This window comes from Mesorhizobium sp. Cs1299R1N3, from assembly GCF_037179625.1.
GTDB classification, from domain to species: domain Bacteria; phylum Pseudomonadota; class Alphaproteobacteria; order Rhizobiales; family Rhizobiaceae; genus Mesorhizobium; species Mesorhizobium salmacidum.
In genome coordinates this window covers 478,664-495,695 of the sequence record NZ_JAPYKQ010000001.1, presented here as the reverse complement: position 1 = coordinate 495,695, position 17,032 = coordinate 478,664, and the positions used below count along the sequence as shown (strand labels likewise).

At 62.8% G+C, this 17,032-nt stretch carries 17 protein-coding genes and 1 riboswitch; of the genes, 11 read left to right on the top strand and 6 right to left on the bottom strand.

Annotated elements, in window-relative coordinates:
• Positions 1 to 15 precede the first annotated feature (15 nt).
• From O7B34_RS02315 to O7B34_RS02305, 3 genes are all read left to right on the top strand, one after another.
• Positions 16 to 747 carry a helix-turn-helix transcriptional regulator gene (locus O7B34_RS02315; RefSeq protein WP_027141973.1) on the top strand — a complete coding sequence of 244 codons (732 nt, stop codon included), beginning with the start codon at positions 16 to 18 and terminating at the stop codon, positions 745 to 747.
• A 98-nt stretch (positions 748 to 845) separates the two neighbouring features.
• Entirely contained in the window at positions 846 to 1,484 is a 639-nt protein-coding gene (locus tag O7B34_RS02310; RefSeq protein ID WP_337144715.1) for an acyl-homoserine-lactone synthase, read from the top strand.
• On the top strand, positions 1,481 to 2,230 hold the full coding sequence (locus O7B34_RS02305) for an enoyl-CoA hydratase-related protein (RefSeq protein ID WP_337144714.1): 750 nt from the start codon (positions 1,481 to 1,483) through the stop codon (positions 2,228 to 2,230). Before O7B34_RS02310 ends, O7B34_RS02305 begins: the two co-directional genes overlap by 4 nt.
• 167 nt (positions 2,231 to 2,397) lie before the next feature.
• On the opposite strand, the gene ppk2 is transcribed toward O7B34_RS02305, so the two are convergent.
• Complete coding sequence (ppk2, locus tag O7B34_RS02300) at positions 2,398 to 3,306, bottom strand: polyphosphate kinase 2 (protein ID WP_337144713.1); 909 nt, start codon at positions 3,304 to 3,306, stop codon at positions 2,398 to 2,400.
• Positions 3,307 to 3,462: 156 nt separating this feature from the next.
• Here ppk2 and O7B34_RS02295 point away from each other — a divergent pair, with 156 nt between their 5' ends.
• From O7B34_RS02295 to O7B34_RS02285, 3 genes are all read left to right on the top strand, one after another.
• Positions 3,463 to 4,728, top strand: a complete 1,266-nt coding sequence (locus tag O7B34_RS02295) for an ATP-binding protein (RefSeq protein WP_337144712.1) — start codon at positions 3,463 to 3,465, stop codon at positions 4,726 to 4,728.
• 116 nt (positions 4,729 to 4,844) lie between these two features.
• A complete protein-coding gene (gene phoU / locus O7B34_RS02290; RefSeq protein WP_337139349.1) occupies positions 4,845 to 5,570 on the top strand; it encodes a phosphate signaling complex protein PhoU in 726 nt (241 codons plus the stop codon).
• 97 nt (positions 5,571 to 5,667) lie between these two features.
• Positions 5,668 to 6,675 (top strand): magnesium and cobalt transport protein CorA, encoded by a 1,008-nt coding sequence (locus tag O7B34_RS02285; RefSeq protein ID WP_337144711.1) that lies wholly within the window; start codon positions 5,668 to 5,670, stop codon positions 6,673 to 6,675.
• A 118-nt stretch (positions 6,676 to 6,793) separates the two neighbouring features.
• Here O7B34_RS02285 and O7B34_RS02280 read toward each other — a convergent pair whose 3' ends face one another.
• Entirely contained in the window at positions 6,794 to 7,312 is a 519-nt protein-coding gene (locus O7B34_RS02280) for a GcrA family cell cycle regulator (RefSeq protein WP_027141966.1), read from the bottom strand.
• 356 nt (positions 7,313 to 7,668) lie between these two features.
• Here O7B34_RS02280 and O7B34_RS02275 point away from each other — a divergent pair, with 356 nt between their 5' ends.
• The 3 genes from O7B34_RS02275 (at position 7,669) to O7B34_RS02265 (ending at position 10,992) form a co-directional block, all read left to right on the top strand.
• Positions 7,669 to 8,868, top strand: a complete 1,200-nt coding sequence (locus O7B34_RS02275; RefSeq protein WP_337139351.1) for an aspartate aminotransferase family protein — start codon at positions 7,669 to 7,671, stop codon at positions 8,866 to 8,868.
• A 16-nt stretch (positions 8,869 to 8,884) separates the two neighbouring features.
• The gene (argF, locus tag O7B34_RS02270) at positions 8,885 to 9,796 is read left to right on the top strand and encodes an ornithine carbamoyltransferase (protein WP_337106257.1); all 912 of its coding nucleotides are present in this window, start codon (positions 8,885 to 8,887) and stop codon (positions 9,794 to 9,796) included.
• Positions 9,797 to 9,960: 164 nt separating this feature from the next.
• The gene (locus tag O7B34_RS02265) at positions 9,961 to 10,992 is read left to right on the top strand and encodes an Hsp33 family molecular chaperone (protein ID WP_140746621.1); all 1,032 of its coding nucleotides are present in this window, start codon (positions 9,961 to 9,963) and stop codon (positions 10,990 to 10,992) included.
• Positions 10,993 to 11,067: 75 nt separating this feature from the next.
• On the opposite strand, the gene apaG is transcribed toward O7B34_RS02265, so the two are convergent.
• Positions 11,068 to 11,460 carry a Co2+/Mg2+ efflux protein ApaG gene (apaG, locus tag O7B34_RS02260; RefSeq protein ID WP_027146773.1) on the bottom strand — a complete coding sequence of 131 codons (393 nt, stop codon included), beginning with the start codon at positions 11,458 to 11,460 and terminating at the stop codon, positions 11,068 to 11,070.
• Between the two features lie 220 nt (positions 11,461 to 11,680).
• Here apaG and O7B34_RS02255 point away from each other — a divergent pair, with 220 nt between their 5' ends.
• Positions 11,681 to 12,832, top strand: coding sequence for a ceramide glucosyltransferase (locus O7B34_RS02255; RefSeq protein ID WP_337144710.1), 1,152 nt, complete (start codon positions 11,681 to 11,683; stop codon positions 12,830 to 12,832).
• A 27-nt stretch (positions 12,833 to 12,859) separates the two neighbouring features.
• Here O7B34_RS02255 and O7B34_RS02250 read toward each other — a convergent pair whose 3' ends face one another.
• The gene (locus tag O7B34_RS02250) at positions 12,860 to 14,050 is read right to left on the bottom strand and encodes an O-succinylhomoserine sulfhydrylase (protein WP_337144709.1); all 1,191 of its coding nucleotides are present in this window, start codon (positions 14,048 to 14,050) and stop codon (positions 12,860 to 12,862) included.
• 57 nt (positions 14,051 to 14,107) lie between these two features.
• Positions 14,108 to 14,185, bottom strand: a riboswitch (SAM riboswitch).
• Positions 14,186 to 14,325: 140 nt separating this feature from the next.
• Here O7B34_RS02250 and O7B34_RS02245 point away from each other — a divergent pair.
• Positions 14,326 to 15,417, top strand: coding sequence for a 2'-deoxycytidine 5'-triphosphate deaminase (locus O7B34_RS02245; protein WP_337139681.1), 1,092 nt, complete (start codon positions 14,326 to 14,328; stop codon positions 15,415 to 15,417).
• A 77-nt stretch (positions 15,418 to 15,494) separates the two neighbouring features.
• Here O7B34_RS02245 and O7B34_RS02240 read toward each other — a convergent pair whose 3' ends face one another.
• Positions 15,495 to 15,764: a hypothetical protein gene (locus O7B34_RS02240; protein ID WP_337139355.1), complete on the bottom strand. Its 270-nt coding sequence runs from the start codon at positions 15,762 to 15,764 to the stop codon at positions 15,495 to 15,497.
• Between the two features lie 234 nt (positions 15,765 to 15,998).
• Positions 15,999 to 16,991, bottom strand: coding sequence for an AraD1 family protein (gene araD1 / locus O7B34_RS02235; protein ID WP_140507549.1), 993 nt, complete (start codon positions 16,989 to 16,991; stop codon positions 15,999 to 16,001).
• Positions 16,992 to 17,032: the final 41 nt, after the last annotated feature.

The following is a 17,032-nucleotide window of genomic DNA, read 5'->3' as shown; positions in this document are numbered from 1 at the left end:
GGGGTTGATGTTGCGATGAGTCAGTTCGATCGGACGCTGGAATACATGGACCAGCTGCAGCACGCCGCAACGGCGGCCGCGGTCTGCGAGAAACTGTTAGGCGTAACATCGGAGTTCGGCCTGACCGCGCTGATGGCCGGAACCGTTCCGCGGCCGGGCACGCCGACGGGGCAGCAAAAGCAGCATGTGCTGCTTTGCGATTGGCCGGTCGAATGGCTCGAGCGCTATGTGACGCGCAACTATGTCGATCACGATCCCGTCGTCAGTCACATGAAACAGCTGCAGGCGCCGTTCCAATGGCGGGAAGCCGCCCAGGGCGTTCGCATCGACAAGAGCAGTGGCGAAGTAATGGGCGACGCCGGCGCCTTCAAGCTGCGCGACGGGCTGGCCTTCCCGCTGATCACGCTCGATGGCGAAATCGTCATGGTGTCGCTGGGTGGCGAGGCCGTGGAACTGTCGGCGGCCGAGTTCGGCCTGGTCTCGCTGGTCTCGACCTATGCCATTGGCCGCGCCATGCAACTTCACACCATGGCGGCCACGACCATCGATCATATCGAACTGACGCCGCGCGAACGCGAGTGCCTGCAATGGGCCGCGGTCGGCAAGTCCGAATGGGAGATTTCGCAAATCCTCGGCATCTCCGAACACACGTCGGAGAAACATCTTCTTAACGCCAAAAGCAAACTCGGTGCCGTCAACCGGGTGCAGGCAGTCGCCGAGGCGATAAGGCGCGGATACATTAGCTAGGTCGGCCGTGCAGGCCTAGAACTTCTTGCCTACGTGATCACGCAATTTTCGCATCGAAGCACGGCCGTATCTTCCCCTGAACCACAGGAGACTACGGAATGCTTTTTTGTCTTTCGACCAAGGAATTGATGGAACGCCCCGACCTCTGGGAGGCCGTCCATCGGCTGCGCTACCGGATATTCGTCGAGGAAATGGGATGGGAGGACCTGCGGCGCCCCGACGGTTTTGAGGTCGACCAGTTCGATCATGACGAGGCGGTGCATCAGATCGTCATCAGGGGCGATGAAGTCGCGGGCTATCAGAGGATGTTGCCGACCACACGGCCGCATCTGCTGACCGAGGTGTTGACCGATCTCTCCGAAGGAACGCCGCCGGCGGGCCCCAGCATCTGGGAATTGACCCGCTATGCGGTGGCTCCGGGTTTTCGCGATGGCCGGCGCGGCGTCTCGACGGTCGGCACGGAGTTGATAGCCGGTTTCGTCGAGTGGGGTCTCAAGCGCGGCGTCGACAAGGTCATCATCGAGTTCGAGCCGATGTGGGTGCTGCGCGCATTGCAGCTGCACTTCCTGGCGACGCCGCTGGGCTATCAGCGCACCTATGGCAACCAGCAGGTCGTGGCGACGCTGCTCACCTTCAACGAGCACACGCTGGACGTGGTCCGTTCGCGCCGCAATCATCATGCACCCGTCCTGGCCAGGGGATATCCCGACATGTTCGGCCAAAGGAGGGCGTCATGAACGCGCACCCGCAACCCGAACTGCGCAACCATGCGCTGATCGTCACCGTGTCGTCGAATGACGGCCGGCCGGTGCTCGACAGGAGGGCCTATGAGAGCCTTGCCAGGACGTTTCATGAAGCCGCGGGGAACGACGAGGTGCGGGTCGTCGTGCTGCGCGGCCTGGCGGGCTGCTTCTGTCTTGGCGGCGACTTTTCCGAATTCCTGGACGCCACCAAGCATCAGAAGCTGATCGCCGCCGTCACCGACATGTTCCGCATGCTGGCAACGTTTCCAAAGCCCATCCTGGCCTGTGTCGACGGCGATGCCGTCGGCGTCGGCTGCACCATCCTGTTCCATTGCGACATGGTAATCGCGTCAGAAAAAAGCACGTTCCGGGTGCCATTCGTCGATTTCGGCCTGGTGCCCGACGCGGCGACCAGCATCCTGGCGCCGCAGAAGCTCGGCTATGCCGGTGCCTTCCGCTTCTTCTGCCTCGGCGACACGCTTCGTGCCGAAGATGCCAGGGCGCTCGGCCTGGTCGCCGAGATCGTCCCGGAAGGCAGCGTCGAGGAGGCGACGCTCGGCCGGGCCAGGCAGCTCGCCAAAAAGCCGGTTGCGGCGTTGCTGCAGACGCGCGGCCTGCTCAAGGGCAACACCACCGCGCTTTGCGAGCGCATCGATGAGGAGATATCGCTGTTCCAGCAGGCGCTGCAGGACGACGCCACGCTGCGACGGTTGCAGCGGATCGCGCGCCTGGCGGCCTAATGCATGTCGCCCGGAAGTGTCCTCGGTTCCGGGATAACGACATGCATAAAATCAGAAGCTTACAGCAGGTCGGGCGAATCCCATTCGCCGCGACATGCTGTAGAGCCGGATCAAGGGCGCTCATCAATGGCGCCGTGCCGCCTTTGGCTGCGCGGCGCCAAAAAGCGTCAGTCCTGCTTGCCCAGGAATGACGGCCCTTCGCCGATGATCTTCCTGTCTTCCTTGCCGATGATATCGAGATCGCGCCCCTCATAGGGCAGCGACAGGAGGATGCGACGCATCACTGCCAGCCGCGCGCGTCGCTTGTCGTTGGCCCGCACGATGATCCATGGCGCGAACTCCTTGTGGGTGCGCTCGAACATGCTGTCGCGCGCCTTGGTGTAGTCGTCCCACTTGGTGATGCCGGCAATGTCGATCGGCGAGAACTTCCAGCTCTTGAGGGGGCTGTAGCGGCGATCGTGAAAGCGCTCGAGCTGCGTCTCCTGGCCGATGTTCAGCCAGAATTTGAAGAAATGGATGCCGTCATTGACGATCATTCGTTCGAAATGCGGCGTCTCGTCGAGAAACTTCTCGTGCTGTTCGGGGGTGCAAAAACCCATCACCGGCTCGACGCCGGCGCGGTTGTACCAGGAGCGGTCGAAGGTGACGAATTCGCCCGACGTCGCGAAATGGTCGGCATAGCGCTGATAATACCATTGCCCCAGCTCCGTCGGGGTTGGCTTGGTCAGCGCGACGTTGCGCGCCGTGCGCGGGTTGAGGTACTGGCGCAGCACGAAGATCGTGCCGCCCTTGCCGGCGGCGTCACGCCCCTCGAACAGCGCCATCGCCCGCTTGCCGGTCGCCTGCAGCCATGCTTGCGCCTTGACCAGCTCGATCTGCAATTGCTCGAGCGTCTCGTCGTACTCCTCGGCTTTCATCTTCTTGTCGTAGGGATACCCGCCCGCGGTCAGCTTGTTCTCCTCGACCCAGTCCGGAAGCTCGGGATTCTCGATATCGAACTCCCGTTCCTTGCCGCCGATCCGGATTTTCAGCGGACCTGAAGTTGGCGTGGCGGAATTTTCCTTGGCCTTATTCATGCAGACGAACCCTTTTAAGTGTCTGGACTCATGCTATTGGGAGCCACTACAGCGCCGCGTGTCCATTTGGGCGCGCAAAGGACGCTGTAGCACTTTTGATTTGCGGTCCAGCGGAAGTTTTCGCCGCCGTGTGACCGGTGGAGGCTGGGCGCGCGAATGACTGACCTGGGCGCGGAGCAGAAAGGCATGGGGCAAGCGATCGCCGCCCGGCTGTGGACCAGCCGCTGGCTGCTCGCGGCCGGTGTCGTGGCGGTCCTGATCGCCTATGGCTTCGCGGGTATTTCCGCCTACGTGCTGGTACCGGCGCTGCTCCTGCTGCTGACGGCGGCACTATTGCCGGTTACAGCTGCGCGCCATTCCGCCGAGAGCGCCGGGGCAATCGAAGCGATGGGCTTGCAGCGCCTGTCCGGCGAATATCTCGCGGCCGCCGTCGCTGATCCGCTCATCATCTTCGACCAGGCCGCCACCATCGTCCACGCCAACGCCGCCGCTTTTGCCGCCTTTGGCGGCATCGCGCCGGGCATATCGCTGCCGCTGAAATTCCGGGCGCCGGAAATGCAGGCGCTGCTGGACAGTGTTCTGTCGGGCACCGTCGCCTCGGATGTTGTCGACTATACCGAGAGACTTCCCGTCGAACGGGCCTATCGGGTCAGCGCGTCCTCGGTCGGGCATGGCACCGACCTCTATGTGCTGGTCTTCAAGGACCAGAGCGAGGCACGGCGCATAGACCGCATGCGCGCCGACTTCATCGCCAATGCCAGTCACGAGTTGCGCACCCCGCTGGCCTCGATCGCTGGCTTCATCGAAACGCTGCGCGGACCGGCCCGCAACGATCCGGCGGCGCGCGAGCAGTTCCTCCAGATCATGCAGAATCAGACCGGCCGCATGGCGCGACTGATCGATGATCTCCTGTCGCTGTCGCGGCTCGAGATGAAGCCCTATCTGAAGCCGGGAACCGAAGTCGATCTGCGCCAGACCGTCGACAGCGTCATCGATTCGCTCGGACCGCTCGCCCGGGAAAACAATGTCGCCATCGAACGCGATTTCGCCGAGGGGTCGCTCGATGTGCCGGGTGATCGCGACGAGTTGTTCCAGGTCTTCGAGAACCTTTTGGAAAATGCCTGCAAATACGGCCGGTCGGGCGGCCGCGTCGTGGTGTCGATCGCGCGTGGCGATGATGGTTCCGAACCAGGCATCGACGTGACGATCAGGGATTTTGGCCCCGGCATTCCCGAGGAGCATATCCCGCGCGTCACCGAGCGCTTCTATCGCATCGATGTCGAGACCAGCCGGACCCAGAAAGGCACGGGACTTGGCTTGTCGATCGTCAAGCACATCCTGACGCGTCACAATGCCAGGCTGACGATCAAGTCCGAGGTCGGCAAGGGCGCCGCCTTCTCGGTCCATTTGCCGGCGCACTGATACTGCCCTAGTTTTCCACGGGACCGTTTCTTTTTTCTGTCATCCGGTTAGCGTATCAGCGGGGATTCGAGGAAACGACTCAAGATCAAGACACCCCGTGGGAAGGCATTTCGTCCATGCAGTCCGTTCACACAATGAGCGCCTTTGACGAGGAACTTAAATATCTCTCCAAGCGCATCGCCGCGATGGGCGGCCATGCCGAGCGCATGGTCGAGCAGGCGGTCGCCGCCTTGGTCAATGCCGATCCGGGATTGGCCCAGAAGGTCATTCGCGACGACGTCGTGCTGGATGAGGGGCAGCGTGAGATCGACGACAAGGCGATCATCATCATCGCCAAGCGCCAGCCGATGGCGACGGACCTGCGCGAGATCGTCGGCGCCATCCGCATTTCGGCCGACCTCGAGCGGGTCGGCGACCTCGGAAAGAACGTCGCCAAGCGGGTGGTCGCCGTCACCGACGGCCGTCAGCCGACCAGCCTTTTCCGCGGCCTGGAGGCGTTGGCCAACCTGGCGCTGACCCAGCTGAAGGAAGTCCTCGACGTCTATGCGTCGCGTTCGGTCGACAAGATCGGCTTCGTGCGCGACCGTGACGACCAGATCGATGCCATGTACACGTCGCTGTTTCGCGAATTGCTGACCTACATGATGGAAGATCCGCGCAACATCACGCCCTGTACGCATCTGCTGTTCTGCGCCAAGAACATCGAGCGTATCGGCGATCACGCCACCAACATCGCCGAGACCATCTACTACATCGTCACCGGCGACCAGATGCCGGCCGAGCGGCCGAAGAGCGACAAGACGGACAAGATCGGCCTCCCCGCGGCGCTGCCGGTGAAGTGAACGCACGTCCTCTCGAACCCTTGATCATATTGCGCTAAACTATCCCGAGATAAGCTTGCCGGTTCCCTAGGGAAGGCAACGCTTTCGGGAGGCCGCGATGGAATATGTCCGGGAGTTCAAGCCCTCGCCGCCGACATCGGGCATCATCGCCTGTGGTGTCTACACCGCCGGGCACCGTATAGCCGATATTCCCATCGAGGAAGCCGGCGAGTGGGCCAAGAAGTCGGGACATGTCGTCTGGATCGGGCTGCTTGAACCCGACCGCGAACTTCTGTTGCGCGTCAAGGCGCAGTTTCATCTGCATGAGCTGGCGATCGAGGATGCCGAGCACCCGCACCAGCGGCCAAAGATCGAGCAATATGGCGATGCGCTGTTCATCGTCGCCCGCACGGCGCAATTGATCGAAGGGCGCGTCACCTTCGGCGAGACGCATCTGTTTGTCGGCTCAGGCTACATCGTCAGCGTCAGGCACGGCCCTTCCACATCCTATGCCGCTGTGCGCCAGCACTGGGAAAGCTGCCCGCATTCGCTGGCCAAGGGCGAGGATTTCGTCCTCTACGCCATTCTGGACTTCATCGTTGACAACTACATGCCCGTGCTCGAGCAGATCGAGGACGAGGTCGAGGCGATCGAGGACAAGGTCCTGCTGAAGCCCATGACCGGCCCCGATATCGAGCGGCTTTACATGCTGCGCCGTGACCTCCTGCGCCTGCGCAACGCGGCATTGCCCCTGGTGGAAGTCTGTCGCCGGCTGACCAGCGCTGAGCTGCCACAGATCCATTCGGCCATGCACCCGCTGTTCCGCGACGTGACGGATCATATCCGTACCGTCCAGGAGAAGATCGACAGCCTGCGCGAGGTGCTGGCCTTCGCCTTCGAGGCCAGTCTTCTGGTCGGTCAAAGCCAGGAAACGGCGATCTCCAAGAAACTCGCCTCCTGGGCGGCCATCCTGGCGGTGCCAACCGCATTCGCGGGCATCTACGGCATGAACTTTACCGACATGCCGGAGCTGAAGATGGAATATGGCTACCCGATGGTGCTGGCCATGATCGCGCTGATCTGCTGCTTCCTGTACTGGCGGTTCAGGAAGAATGGTTGGCTGTAAAAGAGCGAATAGCGAATAGGGAGTAGCGAATAGGGGAAAAACTGCATTGCTCCCTCGCGGAAGCTCAATCAGTGTCTATTCGCTATTCGCTATTCGCTATTCGCTATTCGCTATTCGCTCAGCGGTTCCGCCGCCGCTCCGCCGCTGGCTGGAACGCCACGCGGGCATGGTATTTGCAGTAGGGACCGGTTTCGGCGGCTTCGTTGCCGCAGAAATTGAAGTCCTCCGAAAGCGGATCGCCGTTCGGCCATTTGCAGGTGCGCTCGGTCAGTTCGACGAGCTGCAGATGCCGTGAGATCGGTACCACGACGTTCTCGACCGGGCGGATGTAGTGCCTTGCCACGGGTTCGGCGTCGAATTGCGTCTGAAGGGCCGTCGCGCCGATCGAAGTCGTGACATGGCGTGCCGTGCTCGCGGCGCGCGCCACCGACTTCTGGACGGAGGAACCTTGCGATGCCTTTTTCTGGCGTGCCGGCGTGGCCGTTGCGCGGCCACGGCCCGACAGCTTCAGCCGGTGCACCTTGCCGATGACCGCGTTGCGGCTGACCCCTCCAAGCTGCGCAGCAATCTGGCTTGCGCTCAGACCCTCCGACCACAGTTTTCTCAAGAGTTCTACCCGCTCGTCAGTCCAGTTCATGACCGCGCTCCTCATAAGCGTGCGGCAATCAGAATCCGTTCCCGACCCAGCACAACTGCTGGGGCAGACACCACATATATCTGGTGATTAGGTCCGCCGCACGAAATCTAGTTATTTCTCGACTACAACTACTCTATGCGCTGACTCGGTGACAAGAGTCCCAAGTGCAACACGAATCGGTTTTTTCGGTTTTCCCCAACTTGCCCGGTCGCTCATGAGCCGGCGTTGCGTCAGGGGGCTTGCCGCGCGCCACTACGCGACGTTTTCGTTGACTTCATGGCCGAAAAACACGATAAGCCGCAGAAGGCCGCCGCTTTGGCGGCTTTTTTGATTTTCCGGTACCGGAGACGCATATAATGAGCGGTTCGGCGCTTTACGAGACCTTTGCTCGCGCACCCCTGGCCTTCGACCATGGGGAAGGCACCTGGCTGGTTACCGACAAGGGCGAGCGATATCTCGATTTCGCCGGCGGTATCGCGGTCAATTCGCTTGGCCACGGTCATCCGCATCTGGTCGCGGCCCTCACCGAACAGGCGGCGAAACTCTGGCACGTCTCCAATCTCTATGAAATCCCGGGGCAGAGCAGGCTTGGCGAGCGGCTGGCTGATGCCACCTTCGCCGACAAGGTGTTCTTCACCAATTCCGGCGCCGAGGCGCTGGAATGCGCGATCAAGACGGCGCGGCGCTACCACTTCGTCAAGGGCCATCCCGAGCGCTTCCGCGTCATCACCTTCGAAGGCGCCTTCCATGGCCGCACCCTGGCGACCATCGCGGCTGGCGGCCAGTACAAATACCTCGAAGGCTTCGGACCCAAGGTCGAGGGCTTCGACCAGGTCGGTTTCGACGACATCGACGCCGCTGAAAAGGCGATCACGCCGGAGACCGCCGCGATCCTGATCGAGCCGGTGCAAGGCGAGGGCGGTATCCGTCCGGTGCCGACACAGTCGCTGAAGCGGCTGCGGCAGCTCTGCGAACAGCACGGCCTGTTGTTGATCTATGACGAGGTCCAGTGCGGCATCGGCCGTACCGGCAAGCTGTTCGCGCATGAGTGGTCGGGTGTGACGCCCGACATCATGGCAATCGCCAAGGGCATTGGCGGCGGCTTCCCGATGGGCGCCTGCCTTGCCACCGACGAGGCGGCCGTCGGCATGACCGCCGGCGTGCACGGCACCACATTCGGCGGCAATCCGCTGGCAATGGCGGTCGGCAACGCCGTGCTCGACGTGGTGCTGGAAGATGGCTTTCTCGAGGATGTCCAGCGCAAGGCGCTGCTGATGAAGCAGGGGCTTGCGTCAATAGCTGACGAATTCCCCGAAATTGTCGAGGATATCAGGGGCACCGGGCTGATGCTCGGCCTCAAATGCGCGATGCCCAACGGCAAGGTGAACATGGCGCTGCGCGACCAGCATTTGCTGGCCGTTCCGGCCGGCGACAACGTCATTCGCCTGCTGCCACCGCTCACCGTCACCGATGCCGAGATTCACGAAGCGCTCAACCGCATCCGCGCTGGCGCCAAGGGCCTGTCGGAGGCCATGGCCTCCGCCGCCGCGAAGTAATCCGGAACCATTCCTGATGTCAGTCCGCCATTTCACTGATCTTTCCACCGTTTCCGAAGGCGATTTGCGCTTCATGCTGGATGACGCGGTGACGCGAAAGGCGCGTCTCAAGGCCGGTGAGCGGACCAAGCCGCTCGAAGGCAAGGTGCTGGCGATGATCTTCGACAAACCATCGACGCGCACCCGCGTTTCTTTCGACGTCGGCATGCGCCAGCTTGGCGGCGAGACCATCATGTTGACCGGCACCGAGATGCAGCTAGGCCGCTCCGAGACCATCGCCGATACCGCCAAGGTGCTGTCGCGCTACGTCGATGCGATCATGATCCGCACCACCTCGCATGAGCGGCTGCTGGAGCTGACCGAGAACGCAACCGTCCCGGTGATCAACGGCCTGACCGACGACACCCATCCCTGCCAGCTGATGGCCGACATCATGACTTTCGAGGAGCATCGCGGGCCGGTGGCTGGAAAGACGATCGCCTGGACCGGCGACGGCAACAATGTGCTGCACTCGCTGCTCGAGGCCTCGGCACGGTTCCGCTTCAATCTCAACGTCGCCGTGCCCGAAGGCAGCGAACCGGCGCAGAAGCATATCGACTGGTCCAGGGCGCATGGCGGCAAGCTGCATTTCACCCGCTCGCCCGAGGAAGCCGTCGACCAGGCCGACTGCATCGTCACCGACTGCTGGGTGTCGATGGGCCAGGAACACCGCGCTCGCGGCCACAATGTCTTCTCACCCTATCAGGTCAACGCAGCGCTGATGGCCAGGGCAAAGCCCGATGCCCTGTTCATGCATTGCCTGCCGGCCCATCGCGGCGAGGAGGTGACCGACGAGGTCATCGACGGGCCGCATTCGGTGGTGTTCGACGAGGCCGAGAACCGGCTCCACGCCCAGAAGGCCGTGCTCGCCTGGTGCCTCGGTGCTTGAAGTCTCTTGGGTGCCTGAAATGACTGATGCCCTGAAATGCCTGGGCGCCTGAAGTGCCTGGGCGCCCGAAATGTCTGGGCGCTTGATCTGCGGGGGCGCGATGCCTATCTGCGCCGCATCACGCAAATCAAGCGCGTTTGGACGCATGTGCCCACCAGGGCCGCATGGCCGCGCCCTGGAGCTTTGTCATGTTGGAAAGCCATCAAGTGACTGAACATCACCCCAAACTCGGCGAGTTCGGCTACGCCGGCGACGATCACGTCGTTCCCTTCGAAGTCGGTCCGCTCGACGTGCGTGGCCGCACGGTCCAGCTCGGGCCGATGCTCGACGCCATCCTTGGCCGCCACGACTATCCCGAGCCGGTCGCCCGCCTGCTGGCGGAAGCCTGTGTGCTGACGGTGCTGCTCGGCACCTCGCTCAAGTTCGAAGGCAAGTTCATCCTGCAGACCCGTACCGATGGGCCTGTCGACATGCTGGTCGCGGACTTTTCCACGCCCTCGGCGCTGCGCGCCTATGCGCGTTTCGACGCCGACCGGCTGGAGGCACTGATCGCGGCCGGCGAGACCTCGCAGCAAACGCTGCTTGGCAGCGGCGTGCTGGCGCTGACCATCGACCAGGGCGCCCATACGCAGCGCTATCAGGGCATCGTCCAGCTCGACGGCGAGACGCTGGAAGAGGCGGCGCGCACGTATTTCCGCCAGTCGGAACAGATCCCGACCGACCTCAGGCTCTCGGTCGCCAAGCTGCTGACGCCCGGTGTCGGCGGTGCGCGCGAGCAGTGGCGCGCCGGCGGTATCCTGGCGCAGTTCCTGCCGCAATCGCCCGAGCGCATGCGCATTCCGGACCTGCCGGGTGGGGATGGTGATCCGCGCGAGGAGATCCATGATCCCACAGACAATTCCTGGCAGGAGTTGCTGGCCTTGCTCGGCACCATCGAGCCGACCGAATTGATCGACCCGACCATCGGCGCCGAGCGGCTGCTCTACCGCTTGTTCCACGAGCATGGCGTGCGCGTCTTCGGCGGCGTTCCAGTCGCCGATCAGTGCTCATGCTCCAGGGACAAGATCCGCGGCATTCTCGAAGGCTTCTCCGCGCAGGAGATCAAGGACAGTACCGAGGATGGCGGCATCCACGTCGCCTGCGAGTTCTGCTCGACGCGGTACGACTTCGATCCGGCGGAATTTGCGGCTCAGTGAGCTATCTTTCCTTCTCCCCGTTCACGGGGAGAAGGTGCCCGACGGGCGGATGAGGGGCAGCGCGACCGCCGGTGCTCAGTTCACCGTGCGCCTTGTCCCCGGCAGATCGAGCGAGAAGGCGGGGATAGCGATGTCGAACGTCTCGCCGCGCTTGTTGCGCATCGTGTAGCGTCCGACCATGATCCCGGACGGTGTCGAGAGCGGGCAGCCGGACGTATATTGATAGCTGTCGCCGGGATTGAGCTCCGGCTGGTCGCCGACAACGCCCGGCCCGCGCACTTCCTCGACCCTGCCGGCACCATCGGTGATGTGCCAGTAGCGCGACAACAACTGCACGAACTCGTCCGACTGGTTGTCGATCGTTATCTGATAGCCCCAGACATAGCGGTTCTCCGAGGGGTCCGAACGGTCCTCGAGATAGAACGGCCTGACCTGCACTTCGATGTTGCGCGTCACGGCGCGGTACATGAGCGGCTCCAAAACAATCCGACGATTTTCGACGCTCCCGGTGAGCAGGTCAACGTGCGCGTCTTGTCGCGCCTAGCCTTGAACCGCAGGTGCCGGCAAAGAATGTCATTTAAGTGACACAGGACAATGGTGGTGTGCACGAACCGGGCGACTCGGCGCTCTGTCGAACTGTTGAAAACGGCCACGATGCGGGCCGCCTTTCCGGAGTGACCAGATCTCGATGGAACTCACCTTCATAGCCGCCTCGCTTTCGACCGCACTCATCCTTTCAAACGCCGCCAGCATTTCGCTCGCCGCCTCACGGCTGAAACGGCGCGGTACGATCGCCCCGCCCGCCGGCAAGTCGCAACCGGTATCGATCGTCGTCCCGTCGCGTGGCGTCGAGGCGTTCACGCATGAAACGCTGGAACGCGCCTTCGCGCTCGACTGGCCGCGTTATGAGCTGATCTTCTGCGTCGCCCATGCCGACGACCCGGTGGTCAAACTGATAAACAGGGCGATTGCCCGGTTTTCCAAGGTGCCGGCCCGGCTGCTGATCGGTGACGACCGTGTCAGCGCCAATCCAAAGCTCAACAATTGCGTCAAGGGCTGGGAAGCGGCGCGCCACAACTGGGTCATTCTCGCCGATTCCAACGTCTTGATGCCGAGGGACTATGTCGAGCACATGATGGCGGCATGGCGATCCGACACCGGCCTTGTCTGCTCGACACCGATCGGCTCGCGACCCGAGGGTTTCTGGGCCGATGTCGAATGCGCCTTCCTCAACACATTGCAGGCCCGCTGGCAGTATGCCGGCGAGGCGCTCGGCCTCGGCTTTGCCCAGGGCAAGAGCATGCTGTGGAACAAGCCGATGCTGGACGCCAATGGCGGCATTCGCGCGCTGGCCGCCGAGATAGCCGAGGACGCCGCCGCCACCAAGCTGGTCAACGGCCTCGGCCTGCGCGTCAATCTCGTCGCGGCGCCCTTCGAGCAGCCGCTCGGCCAGCGTACCGTTGGCGAGATCTGGTCGCGCCAGGCCCGCTGGGCGCGCCTGCGCCGCGTCACCTTTCCGCTGTTCTTCGCGCCGGAAATCCTGACCGGCGCAGCGGTGCCTCTCGCGCTAACGCTGGTTGCGGCGGCGAGCGCGGGCGTCAGCCTCTGGGCAACCGCGATTGCCGTGTTGGCGGCCTTCTACCTTCCGGAATGCGCGCTGGCCTTGTCCAAGGGCTGGCATCTGTCGCCGCGCATGGTCGCGGCGATGATCGCGCGCGACTTGATGCTCCCGTCCATCTGGGCGCGCGGCTGGCTCGGCGGCGCCGTCGACTGGCGCGGCAATGCCATGACCATCCGCACCAAGGCGGCCGAATTGGAAGAGACGCCGTCGCGCGCCTGATCGCCGCGGACGACACTCCTAAGCAGCTTATCTAGCTGCCTGCAACGCCTGCGCGATGTCTTCCAGCAGGTCGTCGGCGTCCTCCAGGCCAACAGACAGCCTGAGCGTGCCAGGCCCGATGCCGAGTTCGGCGCGGGCCTCGTCGCTCAAATTCTTGTGCGTCGTCGTCGCCGGATGGGTGATCAGGCTCTTGGCATCGCCGAGATTGTTTGAGATCAGCACGATGTCGAGGGCGTTCTGCAGGGCGAACGCCGCCGGCTTGCCACCCTTGACGTCGAGGCAGATCAGAGTCGAACCGCCCGACATCTGCTTCTTGACGATATCAGCCTGCGGGTGGTCGGCGCGGCCGGGATAGATGACGCGAGCGATCTGCGGCTGCTCGGCCAGGAAGTCGGCGATCCTGCCGGCGCTTTCCGTCTGCTGGCGCACGCGCAGCGGCAGCGTCTCGAGGCCCTTCAGCAAGGTCCAGGCATTAAACGGCGACAGGCTGGGGCCGGTGTGGCGGAAATAGTCGTGCAGGTTTTCGTCGATCCACTTCTTGTCCGACAGGATGACACCGCCCAGACAGCGGCCCTGGCCGTCAATGTGCTTGGTGGCCGAGTAGACGACGATGTGCGCGCCAAGCTGCAACGGCTTCTGCTGCAGCGGCGTGGCGAAGACATTGTCGACGACAAGCCGCGCGCCGATCGAGTTGGCAAGCGAGGCGACGGCCGCGATGTCGACGACTTCCAGCGTCGGATTGGTCGGGCTTTCCAGAAAGAACAGCTTGGTGTTCGGCCTGACCGCCTTTTCCCAATTGGCAATGTCGGTGCCGTCGACCAAAGTCGCCTCGATGCCATAGCGTGGCGCCAGCGTCTCGACCACCCAGCGGCAGGAGCCGAACAGCGCGCGCGCCGCCACGATATGGTCGCCGGCCTTGACGCTGCACAGCAGCGCCGCTGTCACCGCCGCCATGCCCGACGCCGTGGCGCGCGCGTCCTCGGCGCCTTCCAGCGCGCACATGCGTTTTTCGAACATGTCGACGGTCGGGTTGGCGTAACGCGAATAGATGAAGCCAGGCTCTTCGCCCTTGAAGCGGGCTTCCGCCGCCTGGGCGGTCTTGTAGACATAGCCCTGGGTCAGATACATCGCCTCGGAGGTTTCGCCGAAGCCGGAACGCAGGGTTCCGCCATGCACGAGTGCCGTCTGAGATTTCCAGTTGCGCGTCTTGCTCGTCATCGTCCTATCCAAACACAAAAAAACCGGCCGCGAAAAAGTCGCAACCGGTCCATACGGCCTTGCGGCCCGACGGTCCTTTAGCGACTTGTTTAACGTGGCTGCAAGCCGACCGGCCAAATCACCACGGGATAACGACCCTTTAGACCCGCGCCACGCTTGCGTCAATTGCCGGCTTCATTAAGAGGTTTGTACCAAGGCAGGTTCCGCAAAGTGCCCCGCGGTTTTGCGGCAAGAACCTGCAACAAAGGAGACCGGTCTTGGGGCGGAGCCAGACTTTGCGGCAGACAGGCATTCTTCCCGATCAGGACATTTCGGCGCTGTTCCAGTCCGGCGCGCTGAAGTCGCCGCGTGCGCTCGATGCCGACCAGATCCAGCCGGCTAGTCTTGATCTCAGATTGGGCGAAAAGGCCTGGCGGGTGCGGGCCTCGTTCTTGCCCGGTCCCAACCACAAGGTCTCGGAAAAACTTGATCGGCTGCAACTGCACGAGATCAATCTGGCCGAAGGCGCGGTTCTCGAAACCGGCTGCGTCTATATTGTGCCGCTGCTCGAAAGCCTGGCCCTGCCGGCTGACATTTCGGCCTCGGCCAATCCAAAGAGCTCGACCGGTCGCCTCGACATCTTCACCCGCGTCATGACCGACCGTGGCCACGAGTTCGACAAGATCGCCGCCGGCTACAACGGTCCGCTCTATCTCGAAGTCAGCCCGCGCACCTTCCCGATCGTTGCGCGCACCGGTTCGCGCCTGTCTCAAATCCGCTTTCGCACCGGCAACGCGCTGCTTTCGGAAGCCGAACTGCATGAATTGCACCGCGCCGAGATGCTGGTCGCCACCGAGCCGCCGAACATTTCTGGCGGCGGCATCGCGCTGTCGATCGATCTCAATGGCGACAAGGATGGGCTGGTCGGCTATCGCGGCAAGCACCACACTGGCCTCATCGATGTCGACAAGCGTGCCGCCCAGGATGTCCTCGACTTCTGGGAGCCGATCCACAAGAGCGGCGCCGGCGAACTGGTGCTCGATCCTGACGAGTTCTACATCCTCGTCAGCCAGGAGGCGGTGCATGTGCCGCCGCTCTACGCCGCCGAGATGACGCCCTTCGATCCGCTTGTCGGCGAGTTCCGTGTCCACTATGCCGGGTTTTTCGATCCGGGGTTCGGCCATTCGGCGGCCGGCGGCACCGGCAGCCGCGCGGTGCTCGAAGTACGTAGCCACGAAGTGCCGTTCATCCTCGATCATGGCCAGATCGTCGGCCGGCTGGTCTACGAACACATGCTAAAGCGCCCGCAGGCGCTTTACGGGACCGACCTGGGCTCGAACTACCAGGCACAAGGCCTGAAGCTGTCCAAGCATTTCCGCCCGCGCTGATCCTGGCGCCATGAGGCCATGCAGAACGTTAGCCGACCCCGTAGGCTCGACGACTTCAGCATCCGTTTGACGTTCGACTAGCCGTGAAACATGCGCTTTTTCGCAATGCCGAGACACGCATTGAAGCTGCCGATGAACAGCAGTTCGCGCCGTGCGAGTTGCGTTTTACCCCAGCTGCGTGTCTGCCTTGCAGCGTCAAGCGAAGCCTTTGATCCTTGCAAGGGGAACAGGACTTTGTCCAGGCAGCCGAGGACATGGGCTCGGGCTGAGTCTATCCCGCATGGTTTGGCCGCTTCGTTCAGTTTCGCACCGCCAAGCGTGGACATTCGCCGGTCGGCGTTTTGCATCAGAAATTCGACCTGAGGGCTTGCGTACCCGGACGTTAGAAGCCGGTTCTTCATAAGTCCGAGTGCTTCGCCATAGGATTTGGGACTGCACTGCGCGGCTCCATAAGCCACGGAGGACGCGTGCGCGAGCAAGAGCGCGAAGCCAAAGGTTCGTACGGCGCCTGGCAAATAACTTGGGACCATATGTCAAAGCCTGTCATAGGACCATCGATGACGTCCTTTACTTCTGGCGCTTCACAGCGCCTTCACCGCCACCTTCACCGGCTTTTCGATTTCCAGCGGGTTGCGCAGCGGCAGGCCGAAATCCCCGGCTTCGATCTCGAACACGTCGCCGGCTTCGGTCGTGACGCCGTCGGCGAAGGACAGCGTGGCCGTTCCAAACATATGCACATGCACATCGCCCGGCTGGCGGAACGCCGAATATTTGAAATGGTGGTGCTCGAGATTGGCGATGGTGTGCGACATGTTCGCTTCGCCCGACAGGAACGGCTTCTCCCACATTGTCCTGCCGTCGCGCACGATGCGTGACGTGCCGCGGATGTCCGAAGGCAGATCGCCGATCAGAATTTCGGGCCCGAACGAGGCATTGCGCAGCTTGGAGTGGGCGAGGAACAGATAGTTCACGCGCTCGGTCACATGGTCCGAGAATTCGTTCGACAGCGTGAAGCCGACGCGGAATGGCGCGCCGTCATCGCCGATGACATAGATCCCGGCGATCTCTGGTTCTTCGCCGGCATCCTTGGCAAAGGCCGGTGACATGAGTGCCGCTCCAGGCGCGACCGCCATGGTACCGTTGCCCTTGTAGAACCATTCCGGCTGCACGCCGACCTGGCCTTTCGCGGGCTTGCCGCCTTCCAGCCCCATGCGGAACATCTTCATGGAATCGGTGAGTTGCTCCTCGCCGTCGGTGCTGAGCTTCTTGTGCATGGAATCGCGCGTCGCGGCCGAACCGAGATGCGTCAATCCCGTGCCGGTCAGATGCAGATGCGCCGGGTCGGGGTGATTGATCGGCGACAGGAGGCGGCCCCGCTTGTAGGCGGCGTCGAGATCGACCGTCTCGCCAAGTCCCTTGCGTTCGATCAGGGCCGTCAGGCCGACGCCGGTGCGGGCGGCCTCCATCGCCAGCGAATAGACGCTGCGCGCGCCGTTGATGATCCGGGTCTTCCCGCCGCTGCGGGCAACGACACGGATCGTCTCGGCGTCGTCGAGAATCTGCGAGATCAGCATGATCAGTCCTCTCTCATTTATCTGTATCCGGCTGCCAATGG

Excerpts from the sequence above, each read along its gene's own strand:
- O7B34_RS02250 (WP_337144709.1), bottom strand. The coding sequence starts at position 14,050 with ATGACGAGCAAGACGCGCAACTGGAAATCTCAGACGGCACTCGTGCAT.
- argF (WP_337106257.1), top strand. The coding sequence starts at position 8,885 with ATGTCAGTCCGCCATTTCACTGATCTTTCCACCGTTTCCGAAGGCGAT.
- araD1 (WP_140507549.1), bottom strand. The coding sequence starts at position 16,991 with ATGCTGATCTCGCAGATTCTCGACGACGCCGAGACGATCCGTGTCGTT.
- ppk2 (WP_337144713.1), bottom strand. The coding sequence starts at position 3,306 with ATGAATAAGGCCAAGGAAAATTCCGCCACGCCAACTTCAGGTCCGCTG.
- O7B34_RS02310 (WP_337144715.1), top strand. The coding sequence starts at position 846 with ATGCTTTTTTGTCTTTCGACCAAGGAATTGATGGAACGCCCCGACCTC.
- O7B34_RS02265 (WP_140746621.1), top strand. The coding sequence starts at position 9,961 with ATGGCCGCGCCCTGGAGCTTTGTCATGTTGGAAAGCCATCAAGTGACT.
- O7B34_RS02240 (WP_337139355.1), bottom strand. The coding sequence starts at position 15,764 with ATGCAAAACGCCGACCGGCGAATGTCCACGCTTGGCGGTGCGAAACTG.
- phoU (WP_337139349.1), top strand. The coding sequence starts at position 4,845 with ATGCAGTCCGTTCACACAATGAGCGCCTTTGACGAGGAACTTAAATAT.
- apaG (WP_027146773.1), bottom strand. The coding sequence starts at position 11,460 with ATGTACCGCGCCGTGACGCGCAACATCGAAGTGCAGGTCAGGCCGTTC.
- O7B34_RS02295 (WP_337144712.1), top strand. The coding sequence starts at position 3,463 with ATGACTGACCTGGGCGCGGAGCAGAAAGGCATGGGGCAAGCGATCGCC.
- O7B34_RS02275 (WP_337139351.1), top strand. The coding sequence starts at position 7,669 with ATGAGCGGTTCGGCGCTTTACGAGACCTTTGCTCGCGCACCCCTGGCC.
- O7B34_RS02280 (WP_027141966.1), bottom strand. The coding sequence starts at position 7,312 with ATGAACTGGACTGACGAGCGGGTAGAACTCTTGAGAAAACTGTGGTCG.
- O7B34_RS02305 (WP_337144714.1), top strand. The coding sequence starts at position 1,481 with ATGAACGCGCACCCGCAACCCGAACTGCGCAACCATGCGCTGATCGTC.
- O7B34_RS02285 (WP_337144711.1), top strand. The coding sequence starts at position 5,668 with ATGGAATATGTCCGGGAGTTCAAGCCCTCGCCGCCGACATCGGGCATC.
- O7B34_RS02315 (WP_027141973.1), top strand. The coding sequence starts at position 16 with ATGAGTCAGTTCGATCGGACGCTGGAATACATGGACCAGCTGCAGCAC.
- O7B34_RS02255 (WP_337144710.1), top strand. The coding sequence starts at position 11,681 with ATGGAACTCACCTTCATAGCCGCCTCGCTTTCGACCGCACTCATCCTT.